The sequence below is a fragment of the Saccharothrix sp. ST-888 genome (genome assembly GCF_000955975.1).
GTDB lineage: Bacteria > Actinomycetota > Actinomycetes > Streptomycetales > Streptomycetaceae > Kitasatospora.
Genome location: NZ_JYJF01000003.1, coordinates 1 through 26207, shown reverse-complemented (window position 1 = coordinate 26207; position 26207 = coordinate 1). Strand labels below are relative to the sequence as shown.

General features: G+C 70.5%; 25 protein-coding genes and 2 riboswitches. Of the genes, 11 read left to right on the top strand and 14 right to left on the bottom strand.

Annotated elements, in window-relative coordinates; genetic code table 11:
• Positions 1 to 30: 30 nt before the first annotated feature.
• The 5 genes from UK12_RS02530 to UK12_RS02510 form a co-directional block, all read right to left on the bottom strand.
• Positions 31 to 1095 carry a C40 family peptidase gene (locus tag UK12_RS02530; RefSeq protein WP_045298991.1) on the bottom strand — a complete coding sequence of 355 codons (1065 nt, stop codon included), beginning with the start codon at positions 1093 to 1095 and terminating at the stop codon, positions 31 to 33.
• Positions 1096 to 1283: 188 nt separating this feature from the next.
• Positions 1284 to 2399: a C40 family peptidase gene (locus UK12_RS02525; protein ID WP_045298989.1), complete on the bottom strand. Its 1116-nt coding sequence runs from the start codon at positions 2397 to 2399 to the stop codon at positions 1284 to 1286.
• A 10-nt stretch (positions 2400 to 2409) separates the two neighbouring features.
• Positions 2410 to 2586, bottom strand: a riboswitch (cyclic di-AMP (ydaO/yuaA leader).
• Between the two features lie 304 nt (positions 2587 to 2890).
• Positions 2891 to 3919 carry a C40 family peptidase gene (locus tag UK12_RS02520; protein WP_045298987.1) on the bottom strand — a complete coding sequence of 343 codons (1029 nt, stop codon included), beginning with the start codon at positions 3917 to 3919 and terminating at the stop codon, positions 2891 to 2893.
• A gap of 224 nt (positions 3920 to 4143) precedes the next feature.
• Positions 4144 to 5697, bottom strand: coding sequence for an NYN domain-containing protein (locus UK12_RS02515; protein ID WP_231591009.1), 1554 nt, complete (start codon positions 5695 to 5697; stop codon positions 4144 to 4146).
• A gap of 209 nt (positions 5698 to 5906) precedes the next feature.
• A complete protein-coding gene (locus tag UK12_RS02510; protein ID WP_045298984.1) occupies positions 5907 to 6158 on the bottom strand; it encodes a hypothetical protein in 252 nt (83 codons plus the stop codon).
• 201 nt (positions 6159 to 6359) lie between these two features.
• Here UK12_RS02510 and UK12_RS02505 point away from each other — a divergent pair, with 201 nt between their 5' ends.
• Both UK12_RS02505 and UK12_RS02500 read left to right on the top strand, forming a co-directional pair.
• Positions 6360 to 7169, top strand: coding sequence for a rhomboid family intramembrane serine protease (locus UK12_RS02505; protein WP_045299229.1), 810 nt, complete (start codon positions 6360 to 6362; stop codon positions 7167 to 7169).
• Complete coding sequence (locus UK12_RS02500; RefSeq protein ID WP_045298982.1) at positions 7166 to 7447, top strand: Lrp/AsnC ligand binding domain-containing protein; 282 nt, start codon at positions 7166 to 7168, stop codon at positions 7445 to 7447. The genes UK12_RS02505 and UK12_RS02500 overlap by 4 nt, the downstream gene beginning before the upstream one ends.
• 19 nt (positions 7448 to 7466) lie before the next feature.
• Here the strand turns inward: UK12_RS02500 and UK12_RS02495 are convergent, their stop codons facing one another.
• From UK12_RS02495 to UK12_RS02485, 3 genes are all read right to left on the bottom strand, one after another.
• Positions 7467 to 8834, bottom strand: coding sequence for an aminotransferase class V-fold PLP-dependent enzyme (locus UK12_RS02495; protein ID WP_045298981.1), 1368 nt, complete (start codon positions 8832 to 8834; stop codon positions 7467 to 7469).
• A 51-nt stretch (positions 8835 to 8885) separates the two neighbouring features.
• Positions 8886 to 9003, bottom strand: a riboswitch (SAM riboswitch).
• A 237-nt stretch (positions 9004 to 9240) separates the two neighbouring features.
• A complete protein-coding gene (gene trpD, locus UK12_RS02490; RefSeq protein ID WP_045298979.1) occupies positions 9241 to 10317 on the bottom strand; it encodes an anthranilate phosphoribosyltransferase in 1077 nt (358 codons plus the stop codon).
• A gap of 166 nt (positions 10318 to 10483) precedes the next feature.
• Entirely contained in the window at positions 10484 to 10909 is a 426-nt protein-coding gene (locus tag UK12_RS02485; protein WP_045298977.1) for a response regulator transcription factor, read from the bottom strand.
• A gap of 435 nt (positions 10910 to 11344) precedes the next feature.
• Here UK12_RS02485 and ctaE point away from each other — a divergent pair, with 435 nt between their 5' ends.
• The 5 genes from ctaE to UK12_RS02460 all read left to right on the top strand — a co-directional run bounded on the left by ctaE (position 11345) and on the right by UK12_RS02460 (position 16182).
• A complete protein-coding gene (gene ctaE, locus UK12_RS02480) occupies positions 11345 to 11965 on the top strand; it encodes an aa3-type cytochrome oxidase subunit III (RefSeq protein WP_045298975.1) in 621 nt (206 codons plus the stop codon).
• Positions 11966 to 12124: 159 nt separating this feature from the next.
• Positions 12125 to 12934, top strand: coding sequence for a cytochrome bc1 complex diheme cytochrome c subunit (gene qcrC / locus UK12_RS02475; RefSeq protein WP_045298973.1), 810 nt, complete (start codon positions 12125 to 12127; stop codon positions 12932 to 12934).
• Positions 12931 to 13998 carry a cytochrome bc1 complex Rieske iron-sulfur subunit gene (qcrA, locus tag UK12_RS02470; protein WP_045298972.1) on the top strand — a complete coding sequence of 356 codons (1068 nt, stop codon included), beginning with the start codon at positions 12931 to 12933 and terminating at the stop codon, positions 13996 to 13998. The genes qcrC and qcrA overlap by 4 nt, the downstream gene beginning before the upstream one ends.
• The gene (gene qcrB, locus UK12_RS02465; RefSeq protein WP_045298970.1) at positions 13995 to 15656 is read left to right on the top strand and encodes a cytochrome bc1 complex cytochrome b subunit; all 1662 of its coding nucleotides are present in this window, start codon (positions 13995 to 13997) and stop codon (positions 15654 to 15656) included. Before qcrA ends, qcrB begins: the two co-directional genes overlap by 4 nt.
• A 157-nt stretch (positions 15657 to 15813) precedes the next feature.
• Positions 15814 to 16182, top strand: a complete 369-nt coding sequence (locus UK12_RS02460) for a GntR family transcriptional regulator (RefSeq protein WP_082119244.1) — start codon at positions 15814 to 15816, stop codon at positions 16180 to 16182.
• A gap of 15 nt (positions 16183 to 16197) precedes the next feature.
• Here the strand turns inward: UK12_RS02460 and UK12_RS02455 are convergent, their stop codons facing one another.
• The 4 genes from UK12_RS02455 to ctaC all read right to left on the bottom strand — a co-directional run bounded on the left by UK12_RS02455 (position 16198) and on the right by ctaC (position 20706).
• Positions 16198 to 17457, bottom strand: a complete 1260-nt coding sequence (locus UK12_RS02455) for a L,D-transpeptidase (protein ID WP_197084490.1) — start codon at positions 17455 to 17457, stop codon at positions 16198 to 16200.
• 209 nt (positions 17458 to 17666) lie between these two features.
• Positions 17667 to 18083 (bottom strand): cytochrome c oxidase subunit 4, encoded by a 417-nt coding sequence (locus tag UK12_RS02450; RefSeq protein ID WP_045298966.1) that lies wholly within the window; start codon positions 18081 to 18083, stop codon positions 17667 to 17669.
• The gene (ctaD, locus tag UK12_RS02445; protein WP_045298965.1) at positions 18083 to 19858 is read right to left on the bottom strand and encodes an aa3-type cytochrome oxidase subunit I; all 1776 of its coding nucleotides are present in this window, start codon (positions 19856 to 19858) and stop codon (positions 18083 to 18085) included. Before ctaD ends, UK12_RS02450 begins: the two co-directional genes overlap by 1 nt.
• Positions 19855 to 20706: an aa3-type cytochrome oxidase subunit II gene (gene ctaC / locus UK12_RS02440; RefSeq protein ID WP_045298963.1), complete on the bottom strand. Its 852-nt coding sequence runs from the start codon at positions 20704 to 20706 to the stop codon at positions 19855 to 19857. The genes ctaD and ctaC overlap by 4 nt, the downstream gene beginning before the upstream one ends.
• A 348-nt stretch (positions 20707 to 21054) precedes the next feature.
• Between ctaC and UK12_RS02435 the strand changes: the two genes are divergently transcribed.
• On the top strand, positions 21055 to 22452 hold the full coding sequence (locus UK12_RS02435) for a cysteine desulfurase/sulfurtransferase TusA family protein (protein WP_045298961.1): 1398 nt from the start codon (positions 21055 to 21057) through the stop codon (positions 22450 to 22452).
• Between the two features lie 36 nt (positions 22453 to 22488).
• On the opposite strand, the gene UK12_RS02430 is transcribed toward UK12_RS02435, so the two are convergent.
• A complete protein-coding gene (locus tag UK12_RS02430; protein ID WP_045298959.1) occupies positions 22489 to 23466 on the bottom strand; it encodes a carbohydrate kinase family protein in 978 nt (325 codons plus the stop codon).
• Between the two features lie 234 nt (positions 23467 to 23700).
• Here UK12_RS02430 and UK12_RS39320 point away from each other — a divergent pair, with 234 nt between their 5' ends.
• A complete protein-coding gene (locus tag UK12_RS39320; protein WP_231591008.1) occupies positions 23701 to 23937 on the top strand; it encodes a hypothetical protein in 237 nt (78 codons plus the stop codon).
• A gap of 105 nt (positions 23938 to 24042) precedes the next feature.
• Positions 24043 to 24636, top strand: a complete 594-nt coding sequence (locus UK12_RS02420) for a hypothetical protein (protein ID WP_045298954.1) — start codon at positions 24043 to 24045, stop codon at positions 24634 to 24636.
• Positions 24637 to 24761: 125 nt separating this feature from the next.
• Here the strand turns inward: UK12_RS02420 and UK12_RS02415 are convergent, their stop codons facing one another.
• The gene (locus tag UK12_RS02415) at positions 24762 to 25115 is read right to left on the bottom strand and encodes a HesB/IscA family protein (RefSeq protein ID WP_045298952.1); all 354 of its coding nucleotides are present in this window, start codon (positions 25113 to 25115) and stop codon (positions 24762 to 24764) included.
• 210 nt (positions 25116 to 25325) lie between these two features.
• Between UK12_RS02415 and UK12_RS02410 the strand changes: the two genes are divergently transcribed.
• Positions 25326 to 26198, top strand: coding sequence for a GNAT family N-acetyltransferase (locus UK12_RS02410; RefSeq protein ID WP_045298950.1), 873 nt, complete (start codon positions 25326 to 25328; stop codon positions 26196 to 26198).
• The last annotated feature ends 9 nt before the right edge of the window (positions 26199 to 26207 follow it).

Sequence of the window (26207 nt, the reverse complement as noted above, 5' to 3'; positions counted from 1 at the left end):
GGTCGGTGACCAGTGGCTCCTGGTCCGCGTTCAGACCCGCACCACCCCGGCCACCGGCATCGCGTTCACGCTCTCGTAGCGGACCCGGGCGCCCGGGTAGGGCGCGTGCACGACCACCCCGCCGCCGGCGTACATGCCGACGTGGTGCATGTCCCTGAAAAAGATCACCAGGTCTCCCGGTCGCGCCTCGCTCAGGCTCACTCGCCGCCCCGCGTACAGCTGCGCCTGCGAGGTGCGCGGCAGGGTCACTCCGGCCTGCCGCCAGCTCCAGTACATCAGACCGGAGCAGTCGAAGGTACGCGGGCCGGTGGATCCGTAGACGTAGGGCGAGCCGATCCGGGAGAGGGCGGCGGCGAGCGCGACGGCGGCGCGTTCGGAGGAGGGCGGCTGGTCACCGAGGTCGAGCCGGTCGGTACCGCGGGTGGCCCGCTGCTCGGCCGCCTCGGCGTCCTCGGCGTCCAGCCTGGACCGCTCGGCCGCCCCGAGGCTGTTGAGCAGCCGCTGGGCCTGGGCCAGCCGCTGCTGGATCTGCTGCTTGCTCTCGGCGAGCGTGCGGCGGGCCTCCTCCAGCTCGGCGAGCTTGGCGGTGGTCTCGGCCCGGCGCTGGTCGAGCCTCAGCTGCCGGTCGATCACCTGCCGGACGGTGGCGCCCTGCCGCTCGGCGGCCTGGTTGAGACTGCGGGCCCGGCTGAGGTAGCCGTCCGGGTCGGAGTCCAGCATCAGTGCCACGGCTGGGTCGATCCCCCCGGCGCGGTACTGGGCGGCGGCCACCGCTCCGAGATCGGTGCGCAGCCGGTTCAACTCCTCCTGCGCGACGGCGACCTGGCCCTGGAGGCCGTCGGCCTCGTCCTGCAGGCGTTTCTGGTACTCCTCAGCGGCGTTGAAGCGTTCCGACGCCCGTTCGGCCTCCTCGTACAGTTGGTCGACCTGGGCCTTGACCTCCTGCTTGGACGGCGGGTCGGCAGGCAGGCCCGGGGCGGCCTGGGCGGCGCCACCGAGCGTCATGCCGAGCGCGGTGGTGGCCACTGCCGTGAGCACCAGAGCGCGGGCCAGCCGCTGCGTGCCCGGCAGGGGGGAACGGCGGTGCATCGACATCGGGGCGGCTGCTCCATTCGTCCTCGGCTAAGGTCCGGGGCCAGACGTTAGCGAGTCCGGAGGATCTAGTCCAAACCCTTGTAACACCGAATATTCGACCACTAATAGGACATAAACTCGACCGTCCGGAAACGCCGCAGGCCCGGCCCCCACGGGGAGGGCCGGGCCTGCGCTCGATCGGGTACGGGTCAGACCCGGATGATCGCCGAGATGGGCAGCAGGGTGGCGCCCATGTACTGGACGGGCTTGCCGCTGCGCGGCGCGTGGATGACCTGGCCGCCGCCCACGTACATGCCGACGTGGTGCTGGTCGCTGTAGTAGATGATCAGGTCGCCGGGACGGGCGTTGGAGATGTCGGTGCCCACGTCGGTGCCGGCCGAGGCCTGCTCCTGCGAGGTGCGCGGCAGCGAGACACCGGCCTTGGCGTACGCCCAGACCATCAGACCCGAGCAGTCGAAGGAGTCCGGACCGACGGCACCCCAGAGGTAGGGCTTGCCCTGCTGCGACTCGGCGGCGGCCACCGCGGCGGCGGCGTACGAACCGGACGGCGCGTTGACGCTGCCGCCGGCGTTGCTGCCACCACTGCTGCTGCCGCCGCCGGAACCACCGGAGGAGAGGTCGGTGCGGCTGCTGTCGCGCGAGGCGCGGGCGCTGGCGGCCGCATCGGCGGCGGCCTTGTCCTGGGCGGCCTTGATCGCCTCGCGCTCCTGCTGGGTCAGCGTGTCGAGCAGCGCCTTGGCCTGTGCCAGCTTGGCCTGGACGTCCTCCTTGGACGCCTTCAGGTCCTTGGTGGTGGCATCCAGCTCGGCCAGCTTCTGCTGGGCTTCGGCCTTCTGCTGGTCGAGCTTCTCCTGCTCGCTCTTGAGCGTCTTGAGCGCATCGGCCTGCGAGAGGCCGACCTGCTGGACCGAGTCGGCCTTGGAGAGGAAGGAGTCCGGCGAGCTGGAGAGCATCAGCTGGACCGTCGGGGATATGCCACCGTTGCGGTACTGCTCCGCCGCGATCTCGGCGAGCCCGCCCTGGACGGTGCTCACCTGGTCCTGCTGGCGAGCCACCTGGTCCTGCAGGTCACTGACCTGCTTCTGCAGGGTCTGCTGCTTCTCGGTCGCCGCGTTGAACTTCTCGGTGGCGACCTCGGCCTGCCCGTTGAGCTGGTCGACCTGGGTCGCGACCTCGTCCTTGGTCGGCTTCGGATCGGCGTGCGCGCCGGTCTGCGCGGAGAGCGCGACTGCGGTCGCGGCTGCCGCGGTCAGGATGGTGACACGGGTACGGCTTGCAGGCTTGGGACGACGATGGGACGCCACGAAGGCGGACTCCTTCTTCCTACGTCCGCCTACCGGGTGAGCTGACGGGTTCGGGCTGGAAGAGATGCCCTACGACGCCTCACCGGTCGCCGTCCACGACGGCCGACCGACCTGGCGCCGATTCACCCCGAGGAACGTGGTTCCCCGGCTCCGATCCGCAGCGCCCCTGATGGGGCTTCCCCGTAAGGCAGTTGAACTGCCCCGCTGCCTCTCGGACTCGGCGGTAACCCCCGCCGCCACCCCGACTGGGTGATCGACTGTGCGGTGGTTCAGGTCACGACACTAGTAACGAAACCGTGATCCGTTCAAATCCTTGTCAGAAAAAATTCTGAATCACCGACAAGTTCGTTTGTGAATCGACCCGGAGTGACAGACCCGGCACGGTTGGCTGACAGGCTTTCACCGGAAAAGCCCGCGGAAGTGCCCTGCATCACAGGAAGATTTCGGCGGGCCGAATACCCGATCGCCCGCCGGCCCTCGACCGTCAGCTGTCAGACGCGGCGGATGGTGAGGATCGACATCGCGTCCGCCTGCATCGTCCGCACCACGTCACCGGTGTGCGGGGCGTGCACCACCATGCCGTTGCCGATGTACATCCCGACGTGGTGCGCGTCACTGCCGTAGATGACCAGGTCGCCCGGCTGCGCCTGGGCGAGCGAGGGCACCCGGGTCCCGACCCCGGCCTGCTCCTGCGAGGTGCGCGGCAGCGAGACACCGGCCTGCGCGTACGCCCACTGCATCAGGCCCGAGCAGTCGAAGGTGGACGCCCCGTCGGCACCCCAGACGTAGTCCGAGCCGCGCTTGCTCAACGCCGCACTGACCGCAACGCCGGCGTAGCCGCCCGCGCTCGGCAGCGGGCCGAGGTCGGCGCGGGAATCGCCGCGCGAGGCCCGGTCGGCGGCCATCACCGCGGCCCGCTCCTGCGCGGTGAGCGTGTTGAGCAGGTTGGTGGCGTCCTGCAGCTTCTGCTGCACCTGCGCCTTGGCGTCGTTAAGTTCCTTGGTGTTGCTGTCCAGCTCGGCGAGGACCGTGGCGGCCTCCTGCTTCTGCTGGTCCAGCCGGGCCTGCTGCTCCTTGAGCGCCTTCAGGATGTCGGCCTCGGTCTGGTTGACCTGCTGGGCGCTGGACGCCTGCTCCAGGTAGCCGTCCGGGTTGGCGGAGAGCATCAGCGCCACGGTCGGGTCGATCCCGCCCGAGCGGTACTGCTCGCCGGCCACCGCCGACAGGCCGTTCTGCAGCTGCGTCAGCTGGTCTTGGCCGCGCGCGACCTGGTCCTGCAGCTGGTCGGCCTGCTTGCGCAGCTGGTCGGCCCGCTCCTGGGCGCCGTTGAACTTCTCGGCCGCCTGCTCCTGCTCGGTGTTCAGCTGGTCGATCTGGACCTTGACCTCGTCCTTGCTCGGCTGGGCGGGTGCCGCGTGGGCACTCGCATTGGCGGAGAGGGCGACCGCAGTCGCAGCTGCAGCGGTCAGCACGGAGACCCGCGCACGGCTCGGCTGCTTGGGACGGCGGTGGGTGGCCAAGGGTCTAGCTCCTTCTTCCTGCTGGACCCGTCCGATCGGGCGGAAATCCGGAAAATAGGTTTGACGCCAGACCCTAGTGAAGATGACAGATAAGCGCCACTCCCCACCGCCCCCAACCCCGTGCCCACGCAGGGGATTCACCGAACCGTCACATCCGGCCGCTGTCCTCCCGACTACCTTTCAACGCCACCCCAAGCCCCCGGCGAAGGAGTCGAACCCGCAGGTCAGGAGCGTGACAGCCGGTTCAGCAGCAGTACCGAGGCCACCGGACGCGCGCCCGCCTTCCGCACCCCGTCGGCGACCTCCTTGTCAGCGGAGACCACCACCACCGGACGCCCCTGCGGCTCGGCCCGCACCAGACGCCGGATCAGCTCGTCCGCCGTCTCCCCGGTCCGGCTGAACCGCACCCGGACCCCGCGCGGCGGCGCCATGATCACCGGAACGTCCAGGTCCTGGCCGTCGAAGACACAGGTCACCTCCGCCTGGGTGCGCTGCGCCAGCATCGCCAGACCGCCCAGCAGCCGGATCCGCTGCTGCTCAAGCGGCAGGGCCGGATAGCCGGTCTTGGTGACGTTGTAGCCGTCCACCACCAGGTGGACCTGAGGGATCGCCAGCAGCTGGTCCAGCAGCGCCGGATCGTCCTCCGCCAGGCCGCGCCTGGCCACGTCGTTCGGCGAGGCCGAGTCGGGCACCACCGCGTCCACCAGATCGGCCGGACGGATCTGCGAGACCGGCAGCGCCAGCTCGCGCTGGAGGCCCTGCGCCGACTGCAGCACGCTGTCCAGCAGCAGCCGCAGCCGCATGTCCTCGACGCTGCGCCCCTCCCTGGCCGAACGGCGACCGGCCTCAAGGGCCGTCTCCAGCTCGGCGATCCGGTGCCGCAGCCGCCGCGCCTCGCCCTCGGCCGCACTGCGCTCGGTAGCGGCGGCGGCCCTGGCCGCGTCCAGCTCGACCTGCAGCTTGCGCGCCTCGGCCTGGGCCCGCCGGGTGTCGCTCTCCAGACTGCGGACCCGCTTGCGCAGCGACTCCGCCTCCCGGCGGACGCCCTCGGCCTCGGCCCGCTGGCGGTCCAGATCGGCCCGCGCCTGCGAACGCACCTCGGTCAGCTCCTCCTGGAGCTTCTCCACCAGCCGGGCGGCCTCGGCCGCCGCGCCCTCCGCGCCCGCCCGCTCCACCTGTTCCCCGGCCTCGGCCACCAGCCTGGCCCAGCCGACCGGCCGCAGCAGGTACGCGGCGGCGGCGACGTCCATCGGGTCGGCGGCGCCGGGCACGCTCCCGGCCTCCAGCGCCCTGACCAGATCGGGCTGGCCCAGCCGAAGCCGGTCCGCTATCCGGAGCCGGAACAGCGGCTCCGACTCCAGGGCGGCGGCCAGCGCCGTCCCCGCGTACTTGGCCCGGCGGGCCGGGGTGAACTTCGCGTACTGGCGCAGCGAGGCGGGCACGTCGACGGCCGGCAGTCCGCCCAGCGCGTCGGCGGCGATCCCGACCACCCGGCGGCGCACCCCCTCGGGCAGCGGCCGGTCCAACTGCTCGACGTCGGCGCTCTCGGCCTCCTCGGCCCCGGCGCTCTCCGCGCTGTCGGCTCCGGTGGCCTCAGCGGGCTCGGCGGCCTCGGCCCCGGCGGCCTCAGTGACCCGGGCACCGCCGTCCGTACCGGGCTGCCCGGCCGACTCCGTCTCGGGACCGTGAGCGGCACCGGCCACCGGGACGGCACCGGCCTGGTCCACAGCGGGCGGACGCCCCTGCGGCTCGGCCGGCCCCCTCGCTGTGTCCACCACGTCCTCGGCTCCGATTCTGCTCTGCGGGGTCCGTACGGCCCGTTGCCGCTGCCCTCAAACCCACCGCTCTCTGCAATTGTCCCGTGTACCGTGCCCCACCCGGGACCGCGCCACACACCGGGACCGCAAGCCCCGCGCCCCAAGGGACAGCGGCCCCGCCACGGTCCGCGCCAGTGGGCGCTCGGCTACCGGGGCGGGGCGGTCCGGGGTCAGGCGTCCTGCTGCTCCTCGGCACCGGGACGGGCCACCAGCTCGACCTGGTCCACCGCGTTGCACCAGCGGCAGCGGACCGACTCGACGGTCTCGGTCAGCACCTCGGTCTCCTCCACCTTGGACTCGCCCGCGAGGTCGAAGTGCAGGTACTCGACGACCTTCGCCGAACGGGTCACGTCGAACCGGGTCAGATTGCCGCAGAGGGTGCAGCGCCAGCGGGTCTCAGCGGTGGGGGCGGCGATGCTCATCGGCCCGGTCCTTTCGATCGGTGCTGTCCTCGGCTGTCGCCCAGGTCGCCTGCGGTGGCTGGTGCGGTGTGGAGGCCCAGCCTATTGCCTGCCGGCACCCCGACCGCCACCGGTCCGGACCTCCCGGACACCGGGCGACGGGTAACCCGCACGCAGTACACCGCGGTGTCGTCCGGGACCGTCCGAGGAATGCTCGTCAGCATGGCGACTCCCGTCCTCGACCACCTCCCCGCCAAGGACGGCGTCCCGCCCGTCAGAGCCCCGGTGGCCACCCTCACCCTGATCGCGATCAGCTCGCTGCTCCTGCTGATCGGCCCCAGCTTCGGCCTCAACCCGCGCTACGGCACCGGACCGGACCGGGTCTGCGCCGAGCAGCGCTACGAGCAGCGCTGGGGCGCGGTGCCCGTCGAGCTGATCACCAACCGGCCGCTCACCCCCGACCAGCTGGCCACCCTGCCGCCGGTGGTCCCGGGCTGCCTGCTCTCCCCCGACCCCGGCAAGATCCCGGCGCTCTCGGTGTTCACGTCCTTCTTCGTGCACGCCGGCTGGCTGCACCTGCTCGGGAACATGCTCTTCCTGTTCGTCTTCGGCCCCGGCGTCGAGGAGCGCTTCGGCCGGATCCGCTTCCTGCTCGGCTACCTCACCGTCGGCGCGCTGGCCACCTACGGCTACGCCTGCGCACAGGTGCACTCGACGGAGGCGGTGCGCGCGCTGGTCGGTGCCTCGGGGGCGATCGCCGGGGTGCTCGGCGCCTACCTGCGGCTCTACCCGACGGCCCGGGTCACCGCGCTGGTACCGCTGCTGTTCTTCCTGCCGCTGCGCTTCCCCGCCTGGCTGGTGCTGGGCCTGTGGTTCGCCCTGCAGTGGTGGTCGGTGCACTCGGGCGGCTCCGAGGTCGCGTACCTGGTGCACGTGATCGGCTTCGCCACCGGGTACCTGGTCACCTGGGCGGCCACCCTGGGCCGCCCCGATACGCTGGCCCCCTCCCCACGGACAGGAGCCGACGAGTGATCACCGCGATCGTTCTCATCAAGACCAGCGTCGACCGGATCCCCGAGATCGCCGAGGCCATCGCCGCCATCGAGGGCGTCAGCGAGGTGTACTCGGTGACCGGCGGTTACAACCTGGTGGCGATGGTGCGGGTGCGGCGCCACGACGATCTGGCCGCGGTGATCCCCGGCAAGCTCAACAAGGTCCCCGGGGTGCTGGACACCCAGACCCAGATCGCCTTCCGCACTTACTCCCAGCACGACCTCGAAGCCGCCTTCGCGCTGGGCCTCGACGAGTAGTCCCCCGGCCCGCCCGGCGTCAGGCCCGCCGGGTGTCCGCGACGCAGCGTCCGCCCTCGCTCCGGTAGGTCCACCGCGCGCCGTCCGCGACCAGCTCGCGGACGGCCGCCAGGAAGCGCTCCAGGTGCTCGTCCGGCGTTCCGGCGCCGAAGCTGACCCGGATCGCGTTCAGGCTGCGCTCGCCGGGCAGCGAGGGCTCCGGCGCACCGCACGCGGAGACCTGACCGGCCTCCGGCTCCCCGCCCAGCAGGGTACGGACCAGCGGGTGTGCGCAGAACAGGCCGTCCCGCACCCCGATGCCGTACTCGGCGGAGAGCGCCGCCGCGAAGTGCGAGCTGTTCCAGCCCTCCACCACGAACGAGAGCACGCCCACCCGTGCGGCGTCCGTACCGAACAGGCTGAGCACCTTGACCTCGGGGATCTGCGCCAGCCCGGCCTTCAGCCGCTCGACCAGCTGCTGCTCGCGGGCCTGGAGCGCGTCGAACCCGGCCTCGCTGAGCGCCCGGCAGGCCGAGGCGATGGCGTAGGCGCCGATCACGTTGGGCGACCCGGCCTCGTGCCGGGCCGGGCCCTGCTGCCACTCGACGGCCACCGAGCCGTCCACCTCCCGGGCCACCGTGCGGCTGGCCCCGCCGCCCGCCAGGTACGGCTCGGCCGCGTCCAGCCAGTCGCCGCGCCCGGCCAGCACGCCCGCGCCGAACGGGGCGTACAGCTTGTGGCCGGAGAAGGCGATCCAGTCGACGTCCAGCTCACGGACCGACACCCGGTGGTGCGGGGCCAGCTGCGCGGCGTCCAGCACCACCCGGGCACCGTGCCGGTGGGCGACCTCGGTCAGCTCGGCGACCGGCCACAGCTCCCCGGTCACGTTCGAGGCACCGGTCACGCAGAACAGCCGCGGGCCGTGCGGGTGCTCGGCGAGCGCGGCGTCCAGCGCGGCGACGGCCTCCGCGTGCGAGCGCGGGGCGCGCAGGTAGCTGACCGTCACGCCCTCGCGGCGCCACGGCAGCAGCGAGGCGTGGTGCTCGGTCTCGAAGGCGAAGACCCGGGTGCCCGCCGGGACCACGCCGGCCAGCAGGTTGAGCGAGTCGGTGGTGGCCCGGGTGAAGACCACCTGGTCGCCCTCGCGCAGGTCGAGGAAGTCGGCGACGGTGCGGCGGCTCTGCTCGAACAGGTCGGTGGAGAGCTGCGAGAGGTACCCGGCACCCCGGTGCACGCTGCCGTAGTACGGGGCGTAGGCGGCGACGTCGTCCCAGACCCGCTGAAGTGCCGGGGAGCTGGCGGCGTAGTCCAGCGCGGCGTAGGTGACCTTGTCACCGCTGACCAGCGGGACCTGGACGTCGTGGCCGAGAACGGGGAGGGGGGCGCAGATGCCGGTGGCGACAGACATGGGAAGACACTCCTCTGAGGTCGGGGACCCCGGGAGTACAGGTGTGCCGGGCGTCCGCGCTTGCCACGCGGACGGTTCACCGCGAAGCCCGGTCCTCACCCAGGGCACCCCGCCACGGACGGAGGGTTGCCGGACAGCAAGCTGGGGCTTGACGCTGTCACTCATGACCTGCCGTGGACTCTAGGCGAGCTTCCGAAGAACGGTCAAACGACATCCCACAGTTCGGACATGGCCCAAGGCACCACGGGGGAACCGCGGCGGAAGGCTCCGGAGCGCAGGCCGCACCGGCCCGGCAGAGGCAGCGAGGTGCACCCTGCCCGCCGGGGCGTCCTGAACCCGATCGCCTTCCGCCGTGCGCGGTTGTTCCCCGGGGACCTGACGGGTCGCCCGTCGAGGACGCCGCGCCTCAGGCACGGGTGGTGGCCTCGGCCCAGCGCTTCAGGACGTCCTGCGCGGCGCCCGAGTCGATGGCCGCGACGGCCCGCTCCATCCCGGCCCTGAGCTGCTCGGCCAGCGGCGCCTCGGTCAGCTCCAGCGCGGCCAGCGCGGCAGCGGTGTTGAGCAGGACGGCGTCCCGGACCGGGCCTCGCTCCCCGCCCAGCAGTCGGCGTGCGACCCCCGCGTTGTAGTCGGCGTCGGCGCCGCGCAGCGCCTCGATGCCGACCAGCTCGATACCGACCTCGCGCGGGTCGAAGGCGGTCTCGGAGACCTGACCGTCCTTCACGATCCAGACCCGGGAGGTGGTCGAGATGGTCAGCTCGTCCAGCCCGTCGTCGCCGCGGAAGACCAGTGCGGAGGCGCCCCGCCGGGCCAGCACGCCCGCGATCAGTCCGGCGAGGCGGGTGTCGAAGCAGCCGATCGCATGGGCGGTGACATGGGCCGGGTTGGTGAGCGGACCGAGGATGTTGAAGGCGGTGGGCACCGCGAGATCACGCCGGGCCGGGGCCACGTGCCGCATCGCCGGGTGGAACTTGGCGGCGAAGCAGAAGGTCAGGCCGACCTCCTCGGCCACCTCGGCGACCCGCTCGGCGCTCAGGTCCAGACTGATGCCGAGCCGCTCCAGGACGTCGGAGGAGCCGCTGGCGGAGGAGGCCGCCCGGTTGCCGTGCTTGACCACCTTCGCCCCGGCGGCGGCCGCCACGATCGCCGACATGGTGGAGATGTTGACGGTCTTGGCCCGGTCGCCACCGGTGCCGACGATGTCCACCGCGGGGCCGGGGATGTACAGCGGCTCGGCGTGCGCGTACATCGACTCGACCAGGCCGGCGATCTCGTCCACCGTCTCGCCCTTGGCCCGCAGCGCGACCATGAACCCGGCCATCTGTACGGGGGTCGCCTCACCGCTCATGATCCGGTCCATCGCCCAGGCCGCGTCGCCCTGGGCGAGGTCGGTACCGGACAGCAGCGTGCTCAGGAGGTCCGGCCAGGTACGGATCACCTGCGCGGGGTCGCTACCGCCGTTCGCAGGGTTCACGTTCACCATGGCTGACTCCAGCTCTCGTCATTCACCGAAAGGAATGGAGCCAGCCTATCGACCGGGTGGGCACCGGTGCCGCGATCCGGTGCCCGCTTCTCTCCCACTGAGACGCCGGGCTGAGACGGCGCACCGGGACACCGGGCGCCGGGACCCCGATCGGCCGGGCTGTCGCTCAGCGCCGGGCGGGCGTCCGGCCCTCGACCCGGGCCCGGAGCAGTGCGGCGACCGCCTCGCCCAGCGCCACCGGGTCGACCGGCTGCGAGATCGCGGCGTCCGCCCGGCTCCACGCGGCCAGCCAGGAGTCCTGCGGCCGCCCGATCAGCGCCAGCACGGGCGGGCAGCCGTAGATCTCGTCCTTGATCTGCCGGGCCACCCCGAGCCCGCCGGCCGGGACGGCCTCGCCGTCCAGGATGCAGAGGTCGATCCCGCCGCGCTCCAGCGCCTTCAGTACCGCGGGGACCGTCGCGCACTCCAGGTAGCGCAGCTCCGGGAGGTCGGCGGCGGGCCGCCGGCCGAGTGCGAGGGTCACCTGCTCCCGGGTGTTGCGGTCGTCGCTGTAGACCAGAACGGTGAGCGTCTCGTCGGTCGTGTGCGCCATGGGCCCTGCTCCCGGGTGCTCGTCCTCTATAACGTCTGCTCCGACGAGTCCAGTGTGATCCGGACCACGTCTACTTCCGGATGCTACTCCCGCCCACCCCCCGCCGTGAGGCTCTGGCGCGATCTCGCTCAAGCCACCACGCACAGGACTCACCCACCCGCAGGACAGGCCGTCACCCTCACGCACTCACACCACCCGTACGGCGGAGGTGCTAACCCACCGGAACCCGGCAGCGCGGTAGTGACACGCAGAGCAAAGGAGTGCCGCAGGCATCCGAGCCGACCATCGGTCCACCCGAAGAACCATCAGAAAACGGGCACCGCCCCGCTCAGCCCACCCCCGGACGCCCCGTCCGGCCCCAACTGGGCATACCGCACGCACCGGACACTCCGAAGGGAGACCCCCGGCGTGAAGACGGAATAAGGGACCGACATAATGTCCGTCGTGGCGACAGCAACAGCAACAGAAACCGGACACGCGCACGGAGCGGTCAACAGGCCGAACCTCGTCAGCGTCGGAACCATCGTCTGGCTGAGCTCGGAGCTGATGTTCTTCGCGGCCCTGTTCGCGATGTACTTCACGCTCCGCTCGGTCAAGGGCGCAGAGTTCTGGACCGAGAAGGCGCACGCCCTCAATGTGCCCTTCTCCTCGGTGAACACCACGATCCTGGTGCTCTCCTCCCTCACCTGCCAGCTCGGCGTCTTCGCCGCCGAGCGCGGTGACGTGAAGAAGCTCCGCTCGTGGTTCACCATCACCTTCGTGATGGGCGCGATCTTCATCGGCGGCCAGATCTTCGAGTACACCGAACTGGTCAAGAAGGACGGCCTCTCGCTGTCCTCCGACCCGTACGGCACGGTGTTCTACCTGACCACCGGCTTCCACGGCCTGCATGTGACGGGTGGTCTGATCGCCTTCCTGCTGGTCCTTGGACGGACGTACGCAGCGAAGCGGTTCACGCACGAGCAGGCCACCGCCGCGATCGTGGTGTCGTACTACTGGCACTTCGTCGACGTCGTGTGGATCGGCCTGTTCGCGACCATCTACCTGATCAAGTAACCAGCTGATCAGGTCGCTGGCCGCCGGTCGGAGCAGTGCTCGCCCACCTACGGGCAGCACCGCACCGACCCGAACGCGCGTCCCCGAAGCCGGCCCAGAGCAGACCGCGCCGCCGGGCACGCCCACCAGCCGACCAGATCCTGACACCGGGGTTATTCCGTGAAAAAGCTCTCCGCACGACGGCGCCACCCACTGGCGGCGCTGGTCGTCCTACTTCTCGCCCTGGCGGCCACCGGGGGGCTGTACGCCGCGTTCGCGCCCGCCGAGAAGGCGCAGGCCGACAGCTCGGCGCAGTCGCTCGCGATCGATGAGGGCAAGAAGCTCTTCGCCGTCGGCTGTTCCTCCTGCCACGGCCTGAACGGCCAGGGGTCCTCCGACGGCCCGAGCCTGGTCGGCGTCGGCTCCGCCGCTGTCGACTTCCAGGTCGGCACCGGCCGTATGCCCGCGCAGCAGCCGGGTGCCCAGGTCCCGCGCAAGAAGGTCGCCTACAGCCAGACCGAGATCGACCAGCTGGCCGCCTTCGTGGCCTCGCTCGGCCCCGGCCCGGTTACCCCGACCAAGGACCAGTACACCTCCACGGACCCGAACAACGTGTCCAAGGGTGGCGAGCTGTTCCGCACCAACTGCGCCCAGTGCCACAACTTCGCCGGCCAGGGCGGTGCCCTGACCCGCGGCAAGTTCGCCCCGTCGCTCGATGGTGTGGACGCCAAGCACATCTACGAGGCCATGCAGACCGGCCCGCAGAACATGCCGTCGTTCCCCGACACCACCATGCCGGAGGAGCAGAAGAAGCAGATCGTGGCCTTCGTCCGCCACACCACCAACGATGAGCCCAACCCCGGCGGCCTGGCCCTGGGCAGCCTCGGTCCGGTGACCGAGGGTCTGTTCGGCTGGATCTTCGGTCTCGGTGCCCTCATCGCGGTCGCGATCTGGGTCGCCGCCCACACCACCAAGGCCAAGAAGTCATGAGCCACGACATTCCTGAAGAGAAGCTGCCGGAGGCGCACGACGCCTCCCACGGCCACGAGGTGGCCGAGCACGGCGACCCGTTCGCCGACCCGGGCCTGCCGGCCCACGAGCCGCGTCGGACCGACATCGACGAGCGGGCCGCCAAGCGCGCCGAGCGCCAGGTCTCGCTGATGTTCATCGTCTCGATGCTGGCCACGATCGGGTTCATCGCCTCGTACGTGATCTTCCCGATCGACAAGATCATCTACGTCTTCCCGCTGGGTCACATCAGCGCGCTGAACTTCGCGCTCGGTCTGACCCTGGGTGTGGCGCTGTTCTGCATCGGCGCGGGCGCGGTCCACTGGGCCCGCACCCTGATGTCCGACGTCGAGATGCCGGCCGAGCGTCACCCGATCGAGGCTGACGACGAGGTCCGCAACGACGTCATCGAGCAGTTCAAGACCGGTGCCGCCGAGTCCGGCTTCGGCCGCCGCAAGATGCTGCGCAACACGCTCATCGGCTCGATGGCCCTGGTGCCGCTCTCCGGTGTCGTCCTGCTTCGCGACCTGGGCCCGCTGCCCGAGAAGAAGCTGGACCACACCAACTGGATCGAGGCCACCGAGGCCAAGCCGATCCAGCTGATCAACATGAACACCAACCAGCCGATGAAGGCCGAGGACATCGAGGTCGGCTCGCTCACCTTCGCCAAGCCCGAGGGCCTGGAGGAGTCGGACGAGGACTTCCAGCAGCGCATCGCCAAGGACGCGCTGATGCTCGTCCGGATCGCTCCGGAGGACATCAAGGACGCGAAGTCCCGCGACCTCGGCTTCGAGGGCGTGCTCGCCTACTCGAAGATCTGCACCCACGTCGGCTGCCCGATCAGCCTGTACGAGCAGCAGACCCACCACGCGCTCTGCCCCTGCCACCAGTCGACCTTCGACCTGTCGGACGGCGCGCGCGTGATCTTCGGTCCGGCCGGCCATCCGCTGCCGCAGCTGAAGATCACCACTGACGAGAAGGGCTTCCTGGTCGCCACCGGCGACTTTGCCGAGCCCGTCGGCCCGAGCTTCTGGGAGCGCTCATGAGTTCCGCGAGCAGCGTCAACACCGACGCAAAGCCCAGCAGCGGCAGCACTCGCGCCAAGCCCGCCAACAAGTTCGAGGCGGCAGCTGACTGGACCGACGGCCGGCTGGGGATCTACTCCCTCGCCCGTGCCAACCTGCGCAAGATCTTCCCGGACCACTGGTCCTTCATGCTCGGCGAGATCTGCCTCTACAGCTTCGTCATCATCATCCTCACGGGTGTGTACCTGACGCTGTTCTTCAAGCCGAGCATGGCCGAGGTCGTCTACCACGGCCCGTACGCCCCGCTCGACGGCATCAAGATGTCCGAGGCGTACGCCTCGACCATGAACATCAGCTTCGAGGTCCGCGGTGGCCTGCTGATCCGTCAGATCCACCACTGGGCCGCGCTGGTGTTCGTCGCCGCGATGCTCGTGCACATGATGCGCGTCTTCTTCACCGGCGCGTTCCGCAAGCCGCGCGAGATCAACTGGGTCTTCGGCTTCCTGCTGCTGGTCCTCGGCATGTTCGACGGCTTCTTCGGCTACTCGCTCCCCGACGACCTGCTGTCCGGTACCGGTATCCGCTTCATGGAAGGCGCGATCCTCGCCGTTCCGCTGGTGGGCACCTACATCCAGATGTTCCTGTTCGGCGGCGAGTTCCCCGGCACCGACATCGTGCCGCGCTTCTTCACCATCCACGTGCTGCTCATCCCGGGCATCATGCTGGGCCTGCTGGTGGCGCACCTGATCCTGGTCTTCTACCACAAGCACACCCAGTGGGCGGGCCCGGGCAAGACCGAGAAGAACGTCGTCGGCATGCCGCTGATGCCGGTCTACATGGCCAAGGCCGGTGGCTTCTTCTTCCTGGTCTTCGGCATCATCGCGGCGATCTCCGCGATCGCCACGATCAACCCGATCTGGGCGTACGGCCCCTACCGTCCCGACCAGGTGTCCACCGACGCCCAGCCGGACTGGTACATGGGCTTCTCCGAGGGTCTGATCCGCGTCATGCCGGGCTGGGAGGTCCGGGCGCTGGGCCACACCCTCAACCTGGGTGTGTTCATCCCGCTGATGATCTTCCCGCTGGTCCTGGTCGCGATCGCGGTCTACCCCTTCATCGAGGGCTGGATCACCGGCGACAAGCGCGAGCACCACATCCTGGACCGCCCGCGCAACGCCCCGGTCCGTACCGCCCTGGGCGCCGCCTGGATCAGCGAGTACCTGGTCCTGCTGATCGGTGGTGGCAACGACCTGTTCGCCACGCACTTCCACCTGTCGCTCAACTCGATCACGTACTTCGTCCGGGCCGGCTTCTTCGTCGTGCCGGTCGTGGTCTTCTTCATCACCAAGCGCTGGTGCCTCGGCCTCCAGCGCCGCGACAAGGACAAGGTGCTGCACGGTCGCGAGACCGGCGTCATCAAGCGCCTGCCGCACGGTGAGTTCGTCGAGGTCCACGCCCAGCTGCCGCAGGACAAGCTGTACAAGTACGTCGCGCACGAGCAGCAGCAGCCGGTCGCGATCCCGGCCCAGGTCGACGAGAACGGTGTCGAGCGCAAGGTCGGCCGCCTGGAGAAGACCCGCGCCAAGCTCTCGCAGGGCTACTTCGGCGAGGGTGGCCAGATCCCCAAGCCGACGGCGGAGGAGCACCACGAGATCACCAGCGGCCACGGCCACCACTGATCCCGTGCGGCAGCGCCGCTGATCGCCACCTGAGGGCCCCCTGCCCGGCATCCGCCGGACAGGGGGCCCTCGGCCGTTCCCGGGGGCCACCCGGCGCGAACGGGCCTACCGATCATTCGGGCACAATGGGATCCAACGACCCGTCAGGAGCCCATCAGTGCAGCTGAGCATCGACCACGCATCCGCCACTCCCCCGTACGAGCAGGTCCGTGCGCAGATCGCGGAACAGGCCCGCAGCGGCGCGCTGCCGGCCGGTCTCAAGCTGCCGACCGTCCGTGCGCTGGCCGAGCAGCTCGGCCTGGCCGCCAACACGGTGGCCCGCGCGTACCGGGAGCTGGAGGCCGACGGCGTGGTGGAGACGCACGGCCGGCGCGGCACCCTGATCGCCGCCGTCGGCGACACCGCACACCGCCTGGCCGCCGGCGCGGCCACCGAGTACGCCGACCGCGCCCACCGCCTCGGTCTCTCCAGGGACGAGGCGCTGAGCGCGGTCCACGACGCTCTCAGGCTGGCGTACGGGGCCTGAGCCCCGCGAGGGGGCTCAGACCTGCGGCAGCAGGGCACCGACGGACTGGGCGTCCTCCGTGCGGCCCGCCGTGTTGACGGTCTGGCCGAGAGCGCTGTGCTTGGTCCACTGCGCCCACGCGACGTTCCAGTCCCCGAAACCGTTGCCGAACGGCTCCATGGGCTTGCCGAGGCTGTTCACCACCTGGACGACGTCCCCGATCCGGGTCGCGTCGAAGAACCACTTGGCGTTGGCGAGGCTCATCCCGGTGCAGCCGTGGCTGACGTTCTCCACGCCCTGCGAGGCCACCGACCAGGGTGCCGCGTGCACGTACTCGCCGCTCCAGGTGACCCGGGTGGCCCACTTGACGTCCGTGTCGAAGGAGTCGGGGCTGCCCGCCGCGATGCCGATGCTCTCGCTCCTCATCCGGACGTCGGCCTCCTGGCCGAGCACCACTTTGATGCCGTTGCGGGTGGAGTACCCGGGCCTGCCGGTGGTGACCGGGATGCTGTTCAGCACCTCACCGTTGCGGCGGTAGGTCAGATAGTGCGCGGCCGCGTCTATCAGGACCTCCACCCGGTCGCCGGTCCGGATCGTCCGGGTGACGGTGTCGCCCGCGTACAGGCCGTCGGCTATCCGGCCGCCGGGGCGGTCGAAGCTGAGCTTGATGCTGGCGTGAGCGGGCCAGTACTCCTTGGGTCTGAAGTGCAGGTTGCTGTCGTCCACCCAGTACCAGGACCCGGTCACGGCGGGCTCGGAGAGCACCTTGAGGCTCCGTTCGACCTCCTGCCGGGCAGCGGGGTCCTTGACCGGCTGGGAGAGCTTGACGGTGAGCGGCTGCCCGACGCCGTACACGCCGCTGCCGTTGGAACCGGGGCCCAGCTCAGCGCTCAGCTTGGCCGGGGCCGCCGCCGTGGTGAGCGAGCCGGTGGTCTCGCCGCGGCCGCCGTCGCCGTCGTCGGCGGCCACCCGGATCACGTACTTGGTGCCGGCTCCGAGCCGTCCGACGCTCTGCCAGGTCCGCTGGTCGTCGGCGAGCTTTCCGGCGACCGTCCGGCCGTCCGGTCCGGTGACGGTGACGTCGGTGAGCCTGCTGCCCGGCTCGGCCGTCACCGTGAGGGGTTTGGTGGGGTCCGCCCCCTCCGCTGCCGGGAGGTGGACCAGGGGCTGAACGTCGACGGCGCTGACGGCCTCCACCGAGCCGTCAGCGCCGTCGGTGCACCCTGCCAGCGGGGTGAGGATCAGAAGTGCGGCTATCGCAGCCCGCCGGGGGGCTGCTCCGTGAATGGCGCTCAACGCTGCCTCCAGGGGTTACACCCAGAAGAGGATTCGGACGATGGTCCCGAGCGTAGGAAGGCGCTGCCCCACGGACGACCGCTGCGGGGTCCGACTGCACCGAACGGGTAAGCGATACATCCCGATGGACTCATTCGACCGACAGAACGGCGCCGGGCCGGACACCCCCGAAGGGATGCCCGGCCCGGCGCCTGGAGAGAAGACCGGACCTACTGGTTCTGGTCCTCGCCCCGGTAGAACTCGAAGACCCAGCCGTAGAGACCGATCAGGATGATCGGAATCGACCAGAACAGCAGCCACCAGCCGAAGATGACGCCCAGGAAGGCCAGCGCGCCACCGACCGCCAGCGAGAGCGGCTGCCAGCTGTGCGGGGCGAAGAAGCCCAGCTCACCGGCGTCGTCCGCGACCTCGGCCTCGGGGTTGTCACCGGCGCCGCTGTCCACCCGGCGGGCGGTGAAGGCGAGGTAGTACCCGATGAACCCACACAGCGCGAAGGCGAGGAAGAGCGCGGTGGTACCGGCCGCCTCGATGCCGTGGTGGGAGTGGGTCGTCCACAGGCCGTAGGTGATGGCGATCGCCAGCACGAAGACGGCGAGGCCCAGGAAGATCTTTCCCTGTTCCTTCATCAGGCGTCGCCACCCTTCTTGCCCTTGCCCAGCGGCGGGCGGTCGTACTGCGCGGGGGTCACACCCTCGAAGTGCTTGGCCGGCTCACCGTGGTTCTCCAGGTAGTCCAGCGCGGCGATCTCCGGGTGGTGCAGGTCGAATGCCGGGGATTCCGAACGGATCCGGGGCAGGGTGAGGAAGTTGTGCCGCGGCGGCGGGCAGGAGGTCGCCCACTCCAGCGAACGGCCGTAACCCCACGGGTCGTCGACCTCGACCTTCTCGCCGTACTTGGCGGTCTTCCAGACGTTGTAGAGGAACGGCAGGATCGACAGGCCGAGCAGGAACGAACCGATGGTGGAGACGGTGTTCAGCGTGGTGAAGCCGTCCGAGGCCAGGTAGTCCGCGTAACGACGCGGCATGCCCTCGGCACCCAGCCAGTGCTGCACCAGGAAGGTGCTGTGGAAGCCGATGAACAGCGTCCAGAAGGTGATCTTGCCAAGTCGCTCGTCGAGCATCTTGCCGGTCATCTTCGGCCACCAGAAGTGGAAGCCGGCGAACATCGCGAAGACGACGGTGCCGAAGACCACGTAGTGGAAGTGGGCGACGACGAAGTACGAGTCCGAGACGTGGAAGTCGATCGGCGGGGAGGCCAGCAGGACACCGGTCAGACCACCGAAGAGGAAGGTGACCAGGAAGCCGACCGTCCAGAGCATCGGGGTCTCGAAGCTCAGCGAGCCCTTCCACATGGTGCCGACCCAGTTGAAGAACTTCACACCGGTCGGGACCGCGATCAGGAAGGTCATGAAGGAGAAGAACGGCAGCAGCACCTGTCCGGTGACGTACATGTGGTGCGCCCACACCGTCACGGACAGACCGGCGATCGCGATGGTGGCCGCGATCAGACCGGAGTAGCCGAACATCGGCTTGCGGCTGAAGACCGGGATGATCTCCGACACGATGCCGAAGAACGGCAGCGCGATGATGTACACCTCGGGGTGACCGAAGAACCAGAAGAGGTGCTGCCAGAGCAGTGCACCACCGTTGGCCGGGTCGAAGACGTGCGCCCCGAACTTGCGGTCCGCCTCCAGGGCGAACAGCGCGGCCGCGAGGACCGGGAAGGCCAGCAGGACCAGCACGGCGGTCAGCAGGACGTTCCAGACGAAGATCGACATCCGGAACATCGTCATGCCGGGCGCGCGCATGCAGATGATCGTGGTGATGAAGTTGACCGCACCGAGGATCGTGCCGAAGCCGGAGAAGGCCAGACCCATGATCCACATGTCGGCGCCGACACCCGGCGAGCGGACCGCGTCCGACAGCGGCGAGTACGCGAACCAGCCGAAGTCGGCGGCACCCTGCGGGGTGAGGAAACCGGCCACCGCGATGACCGAGCCGAACAGGTACAGCCAGTAGGCGAACATGTTCAGGCGCGGGAAGGCGACGTCAGGGGCGCCGATCTGGAGCGGCATGATCCAGTTCGCGAAACCCGCGAACAGCGGCGTCGCGAACATCAGCAGCATGATCGTGCCGTGCATCGTGAACGCCTGGTTGAACTGCTCGTTCGACAGGATCTGCGTCCCGGGACGAGCCAGCTCGGCGCGCATGACCAGGGCGAGGATGCCGCCGATCAGGAAGAACGCGAACGAGGTACCGAGGTACATCGTGCCGATCGTCTTGTGGTCCGTGGTGGTCAGCCACTTGATGATCGTGGAGCCTGGCTTGCGGGTCCGTGTGGCCCCGCCTGCCGTGACCCCGGATGCCCCGCCGGCGGCGGCGGGCTCGTTGAGGATAGTCACTTCTCACCTTCAATGCCCGTGATGCCGGAGGGCACCGCGCCGCTCTGGCCCTTGGCCTGGAGCTCCTTCAGGTGCTGCTCGTACTCGTCGTGCGAGACCACCTTGACGTTGAACAGCATCCGGGAGTGGTCCACGCCACAGAGCTCGGCGCACTTGCCCCGGAAGGTGCCGTACGAGGTCGGAGTGACCTCGAAGCTGTTGACCACGCCCGGCACGACGTCCATCTTCATCATGAAGTTGACGGGCCAGAAGTCGTGGATGACGTCCCGCGAGGTAAGGCGGAACTGCACCGACTCGTTGATCGGCAGGTACAGCGTCGGCGCCTCGGCAGGAGTACCGACCTCGTACGCGGCGTTGGTGTTCGCCGGGTCGGGGTGCTCGCTGTTCTCGTAGTTGAACGCCCAGCTCCACTGGAAGCCGACCACGTTGATCGTGTGCTGCGGCTTGGCGGAGAGCTGGGTGAGTCGAGACTCGTCGCGAGCGACGAAGTAGAACAGCACCGAGACGATGACGATGGGGACCGCGGTGTACAGCGCCTCGATCGGGACGTTGTACCGGGTCTGAGCGGGGATCTCCACCTTGGTGCGGCTGCGCCGGTGGAAGATCACGCTCCAGATGATCAGACCCCACATCAGTGCGCCGACTACCAGCGCCGCAATCCACGAGCCCTGCCACATGTGGAGGACCAGCGGGCCTTCCTTGGTGACGGGCGACGGGAGGCCAAGCCTGGGCAGGTCATTGGCCGAGCAGCCGGTAGCGGTCGCGATGACGAGGCCCAGTGCCAGCGCCTGAGGCAGCTTCCGCCGCATCGTGCGCCGCGGCGAGCGGTCGGAGCCGTTGGGACTCACGTAGCGCCTTCCCGAAGTCTCGCCCGCGATCGCGTCGCCCCGGGAGTACTGTGCGCCTCCCCGGCGACCCGGCCACGGGCACGGTTTGAATGCTTATGCGGGCCAAACCCTACTCCAGCCTTATGCGCTCCTGACGGGCAGGTCCCGCTAACGCGCCGCCCGCCTACCCGATCAGCCCCGGCAGGCACGGACTCCCAGGTCACCGTGGGCATTCGAGCCTCGCACACCCAATCGTGGGATGGCACTGCGGCACACGGGTGACGGATCGTCGAGCCTGCGCGAATCGGACAAACGGGGTCAGTCGATCCCGGACAGCTGACGGGGGGTGAGACCTGGATACTGTCGTACGTGTCCTACTTCGACGTGGCCTCGACCGCTCCGCTGCATCCCGTCGCCCGGCAGGCGCTGAACGCCGCACTCGACGAGGGATGGGCGGACCCGGCCCGGCTGTACCGGTCCGGCCGGCAGGCCCGGATGCTGCTGGACGCGGCCCGGGAGACGGTCGCCGAGGTCCTGGGTGCGCGACCGGACGAGATCTCGTTCACCGCGAGCGGCACCCAGGCCGTCCAGCTCGGCATCCTCGGTGCGCTGGCCGGACGCCGCCGGACAGGCCGTCACCTGGTGCACTCCGCCGTCGAGCACTCCAGCGTGCTGCACACCGCGGAACTGCACGCCGCCTCGGGCGGCGAGGTGAGCGAGGTCGCGGTCGACCGCAACGGGCTGGTCACCACCAGGGACTTCGCCGCCGCGCTCCGCCCGGACACCGCGCTGGCGGTGCTGCAGTCGGCCAACCACGAGGTCGGCACGGTGCAGCCGGTCACCGAGACCGCCGCCGCGATCGGCGGGGTGCCGCTGCTGGTGGACGCCGCGCAGAGCACGGGCCGGCTGCCGGTGCCCGCCGGCTGGTCGCTGCTGACGGCCAGTGCCCACAAGTGGGGCGGCCCGGCCGGGGTCGGGGTGCTCGCGGTCCGCAAGGGCGTCAGGTACGTCTCACCGCTGCCCGCCGACGAGCGCGAGGGCGGCCGGGTGCCCGGATACGTCAATCTGCCCGCGGTCGTGGCCGCGGCGGCGTCGCTGCGGGCGGTCCGGGCCGAGGCCGAGCGGGAGAACGCCCGGCTGCACGCGCTGGTGGACCGGATCCGGGCGCAGGTGCCCCGGCTGGTGCCGGAGGTGGAGGTGGTCGGCGACCCGGTGCGAAGGCTTCCGCACCTTGTCACCTTCTCCTGTCTCTACGTCGACGGCGAGGTGTTGCTGACCGAACTGGACAAGGCCGGGTTCGCGGTCTCCTCCGGCTCCTCCTGCACCTCCAGCACGTTGACGCCCAGCCATGTGCTCGCGGCGATGGGCGTACTGACCGAGGGCAACGTCCGCGTCTCGCTCCCCTACGGGGTGGCCGAGGCGGACGTCGACCGCTTCCTGACCGTCCTGCCCGAGGTGGTGGCGGGGGTGCGGGCGCCGCTCGGGCTCGATCTGCCGGCGCCGGGGCCGGGGCCGGGGCCGGTGCTGGACAGCCTGGTGCTGGACACCCTGGGGAAGCGCTGCCCGCTGCCGGTGATCGAGCTGGCCAAGCGGATCGGCACGGTACCGGTGGGCGGCACGGTCGCGGTGCTGTCCGACGACGAGGCGGCCCGGCTGGACATCCCCGCCTGGTGCGAGATGCGCGGGCAGGAGTACCTGGGCGAGGCCCCGGCCGCCGACTACGGCCGGGACCGGGGCTCGGCGTACCTGGTCCGCCGGGCCGGCTGAGGTCGCACCTGCGGCGCGGCCTCAGCCGGGACGCGACTACTTGACCAGCTTGCCGCGGATCTCGGCGGCGGCCTCGTCACCGTAGGCCGCGGCGAAGCGGTCCAGGAAGTGGCCGTGGCGCAGCTCGTACTCCTGGGTGCCGACGGTCTCGATCACCAGGGTGGCGAGCATGCAGCCGAGCTGGGCGGAGCGCTCCAGACCGAGGTCCCAGGAGAGGCCGGCCAGGAAGCCGGCCCGGAAGCCGTCGCCGACGCCGGTCGGGTCGGCCTTGCGCTCCTCGGTCGGGCAGCCGACCGTGATGTCCGGCTCGGTCTCGCGCTGGATCCGGACGCCCTTGGCGCCGAGCGTGGTGATCCGGATGCCGACCCGGCGGAGGATCTCGTCCGCGTCCCAGCCGGTCTTGGACTCGATCAGCGCGGCCTCGTACTCGTTGGTGAACAGGTACGCGGCGCCGTTCACGATCTCCCGGATGTCCTCGCCCTCCAAGCGGGCCAGCTGCTGGGAGGGGTCGGCGGCGAAGGCGTAGCCGCGGGTGCGGCACTCCTGGGTGTGGCGGACCATCGCGGCCGGGTCGTCGGCACCGATCAGGACCAGGTCGAGGCCGCCGACGCGGTCGGCGATCGGCTTGAGCTCGATGTTGCGGGCCTCGGCCATCGCGCCGGTGTAGAACGACGCGATCTGGTTGTGGTCCTGGTCGGTGGTGCACATGAAGCGGGCGGTGTGCCGGGTCTCGGAGATGTGCACCGAGTCGGTGTCGACGTTGTTCCGCTGCAGCCAGCTGCGGTACTCGTGGAAGTCCGCCCCGGCGGCGCCGACCAGGATCGGGCGCAGGCCGAGCACGCCCATGCCGAAGGAGATGTTCGGGGCGACCCCGCCACGGCGGATGTCCAGGGTGTCCACCAGGAACGACAGCGACACCGTGTGCAGCTGCTCGGCGACCAGCTGGTCGGCGAAGCGGCCCGGGAAGGTCGTCAGATGGTCGGTGGCAATCGAGCCGGCGACGGCGATGCGCACGAAGGTCTCCTCTGGAGGCTCTGGGCCGGGAAAGCTGTTGACAGAACCCTCCAACGGTACCGGGCGCCGGTGCCGTCCCTGTACTTCCTATTCGGCCACTCGAACGAGTACTACCCACGGGTACCCCTGGTTCGGTGCCCGACGGCGGCCTAGGGTCGCAGTCATAGGGCCCTGTCGGCCCCAGGCCCGTGGCAGGTGCGCCACGGCTCGGCGATCGGAGCGATGACACCGATGATGGCCAAATCACCCGCGCTGCGGCCCAGCGCGTCCCGGTCGTCCGCCCGCTCCTGGACGGGTGAGCTCGAGGGCGACTCCCTTGCCTCCCTGGTCAGCTCCTCCCGGCGGCTGGGCCGGTTCTGGCCGCCGTCCGGCAGTGCTCCGCAGGCCGCCGTCGCGCCGCGGCCTGCGGGGGTGTCGGTACCGTCCCGCGCCCGGAAGCTGGTGGCGCAGATGCCCGAGTACGGGAGCTGACCGCCGCCGCAGCAGCGTGCGGGAACCGGATCCGCCCGGGGCACGTCAGATCCGCGCAGCGCCGCTGTGGTGGCGGAGCGCGAGCCCTCGGGAGGAAGTCACAGCATGGACGAGAACACCTCAGCCGTAACGGTCCGGCCCGTGCGCGGGCGAGTTCGGCGCCGGGCGACGGTCCTGGCCGGGCTGGTGCTCGCCGTCGGTGCGGTCGCCGGGTGCGGGTCCGGCACGGGTTCGGGCACGGCCGCCGGGGCCCCGACGAGCCCTTCGCCGACCACGGCGGCGCCCTCCGGCGCGGCCCCCACCCCGACCGCGAGCCCGACGGCGCCCGCCACGCCGGACCCCAGCGCCTCCGGCCCCGGCACCTCGCCGAGCGGTCCCGGCATCGCGGTCGGCGAGCCCGCGCCCGTCAAGCTGCCCGCGCTCGCCTACCAGGCCCAGGACGACCAGCTGTCGGTCTGGTTCTACGGCGGGGTCTGCGACACCTACGGGCTGAAGGCCGACGAGTCCAAGCAGGGCGAGGTGGACGTCCGGGTGGTGATCACCGAGACCGCGCCCCGCGGCCGGGCGTGCCCGGCCCTGGTCAAGCGGAACTCGGTGACGGCCAAGCTGCAGCACCCGCTGGCCGGCCGCAAGGTGGTGGACATCAGCACCGGTCAGACCCTGTCGATGGACCCGCCGCCGATCGGTGGCCCGCAGTAGTCCGAAGCGCACCAGCTCGGCAGCGCACGGGCGAGGTCGAGGACAACGAGCGGCGGCCCCCGGGATCACCCGGGGGCCGCCGCTGTGCAGGTTGCCGCTCAGCTGCCGGGCAGCTGCCGCAGGACCTAGCTGAAGGAGTCGCCGCAGGCGCAGGAGCCGGTGGCGTTCGGGTTGTCGATGGTGAAGCCCTGCTTCTCGATGGTGTCGACGAAGTCGACGGTCGCACCGCCCAGGTACGGGGCGCTCATCCGGTCGGTGACGACCTTCACGCCGCCGAAGTCCTTGATGACGTCGCCGTCGAGCGAACGCTCGTCGAAGAACAGCTGGTAGCGCAGGCCGGAGCAGCCACCCGGCTGAACGGCGACGCGCAGCGCCAGGTCGTCGCGGCCCTCCTGCTCGAGCAGGCCCTTGACCTTGGCCGCGGCGGCATCGGTGAGGAGGATGCCACTCTCGACAGTGGTCTCGTCCTGGACGGTCATGCTTACTCCCGGTCTGTGACGACAATGTGCCGCCAGTGCCAACCAGCGGCCTCCCGGATTCATTTCCGGTCGGTGGTTCTTTCCCGAGGGGGCGATTCACGGAACCGGTTCCCCTACGCACCCATGCTCGCACACCGCGCGTACTTGCCGAGTGCCCGATCCCGGCAAAACGGCCTACCCGCGGCAGGTGCGGCGGTCAGGATGGAAAGCGTGATCATTCGTCAGCTGCAGGACACGCCTGCCGACGCGTGGGCGGTACAGCAGGTCGCCCGTGCCGCTTTCCGAGACCTCTTCGACATTCCGGCGGGCGAGCCGGACGACGACCGCCGAACCGTCCGGCAACTGGCGCGCACCCGGCACCTGGTGCGCTCCGACCCCGGCGGCTGCTGGATCGCCGAGCAGGACGGCGAGGCGCTCGGCGTGGCACTGGCGATGCGGCGGGAGGGCCTGTGGCTGCTCTCGCTGTACGCGGTGCTGCCGCGCGCCCAGGGCAAGGGGGTCGGACGGCTGCTGCTGGACCGGGCCACCGAGTACGGGCGCGGCTGCCTGCGCGGGATGGTGTGCGTCTCCCCGTCCCCGGCGGCGGCCCGCCGCTACCGGCGAGCCGGGTTCACGCTGCACCCGGCGATGGCGCTGTCTGGGCCGGTGGACCGCGCCGGGCTGCTGGATCCGGGGGACATTCCGGTGCACCCGGGCAACGCGACCCACTTCCACCTGCTGGACTCGGTCGACCGGCGGCTGCGCGGGGCCGCCCACGGGGTCGACCACGAGTACCTGCTGGCGCACTTCGAGGAGCTGCTGATTGCGGACACCCTGGCGGGCAGCGGCTACTGCTACCGGGAGGGCGGTGCGGTCAAGCTGCTCGCAGCGACCTCGAAGCGGATCGCCGTGCGGCTGCTGCGGGAGGCGCTGGCCCGGGTGCCCGACGGGGTGGAGGCCCGGGTCGAGTTCCTCACCGCCGAGCAGGAGTGGGCCGTGGACGTCGGGCTGGAGCTGGGGCTCACCGTGGCGAACCGGGGGTACCTGGCCCTGCGGGGGATGCGGCCGCCGATGCCGTACCTCCCCAGCGGGGCGTTCCTGTAGCCGTGCCCG

Bases quoted from the DNA above. Each gene is read 5' to 3' on its own strand.
- UK12_RS02530 (WP_045298991.1), bottom strand. From the start codon at position 1,095: ATGTCGATGCACCGCCGTTCCCCCCTGCCGGGCACGCAGCGGCTGGCC.
- UK12_RS02510 (WP_045298984.1), bottom strand. From the start codon at position 6,158: ATGAGCATCGCCGCCCCCACCGCTGAGACCCGCTGGCGCTGCACCCTC.
- UK12_RS02505 (WP_045299229.1), top strand. From the start codon at position 6,360: ATGGCGACTCCCGTCCTCGACCACCTCCCCGCCAAGGACGGCGTCCCG.
- UK12_RS02495 (WP_045298981.1), bottom strand. From the start codon at position 8,834: ATGTCTGTCGCCACCGGCATCTGCGCCCCCCTCCCCGTTCTCGGCCAC.
- trpD (WP_045298979.1), bottom strand. From the start codon at position 10,317: ATGGTGAACGTGAACCCTGCGAACGGCGGTAGCGACCCCGCGCAGGTG.
- UK12_RS02485 (WP_045298977.1), bottom strand. From the start codon at position 10,909: ATGGCGCACACGACCGACGAGACGCTCACCGTTCTGGTCTACAGCGAC.
- ctaE (WP_045298975.1), top strand. From the start codon at position 11,345: ATGTCCGTCGTGGCGACAGCAACAGCAACAGAAACCGGACACGCGCAC.
- qcrA (WP_045298972.1), top strand. From the start codon at position 12,931: ATGAGCCACGACATTCCTGAAGAGAAGCTGCCGGAGGCGCACGACGCC.
- qcrB (WP_045298970.1), top strand. From the start codon at position 13,995: ATGAGTTCCGCGAGCAGCGTCAACACCGACGCAAAGCCCAGCAGCGGC.
- UK12_RS02450 (WP_045298966.1), bottom strand. From the start codon at position 18,083: ATGAAGGAACAGGGAAAGATCTTCCTGGGCCTCGCCGTCTTCGTGCTG.
- UK12_RS39320 (WP_231591008.1), top strand. From the start codon at position 23,701: ATGGCCAAATCACCCGCGCTGCGGCCCAGCGCGTCCCGGTCGTCCGCC.
- UK12_RS02420 (WP_045298954.1), top strand. From the start codon at position 24,043: ATGGACGAGAACACCTCAGCCGTAACGGTCCGGCCCGTGCGCGGGCGA.
- UK12_RS02415 (WP_045298952.1), bottom strand. From the start codon at position 25,115: ATGACCGTCCAGGACGAGACCACTGTCGAGAGTGGCATCCTCCTCACC.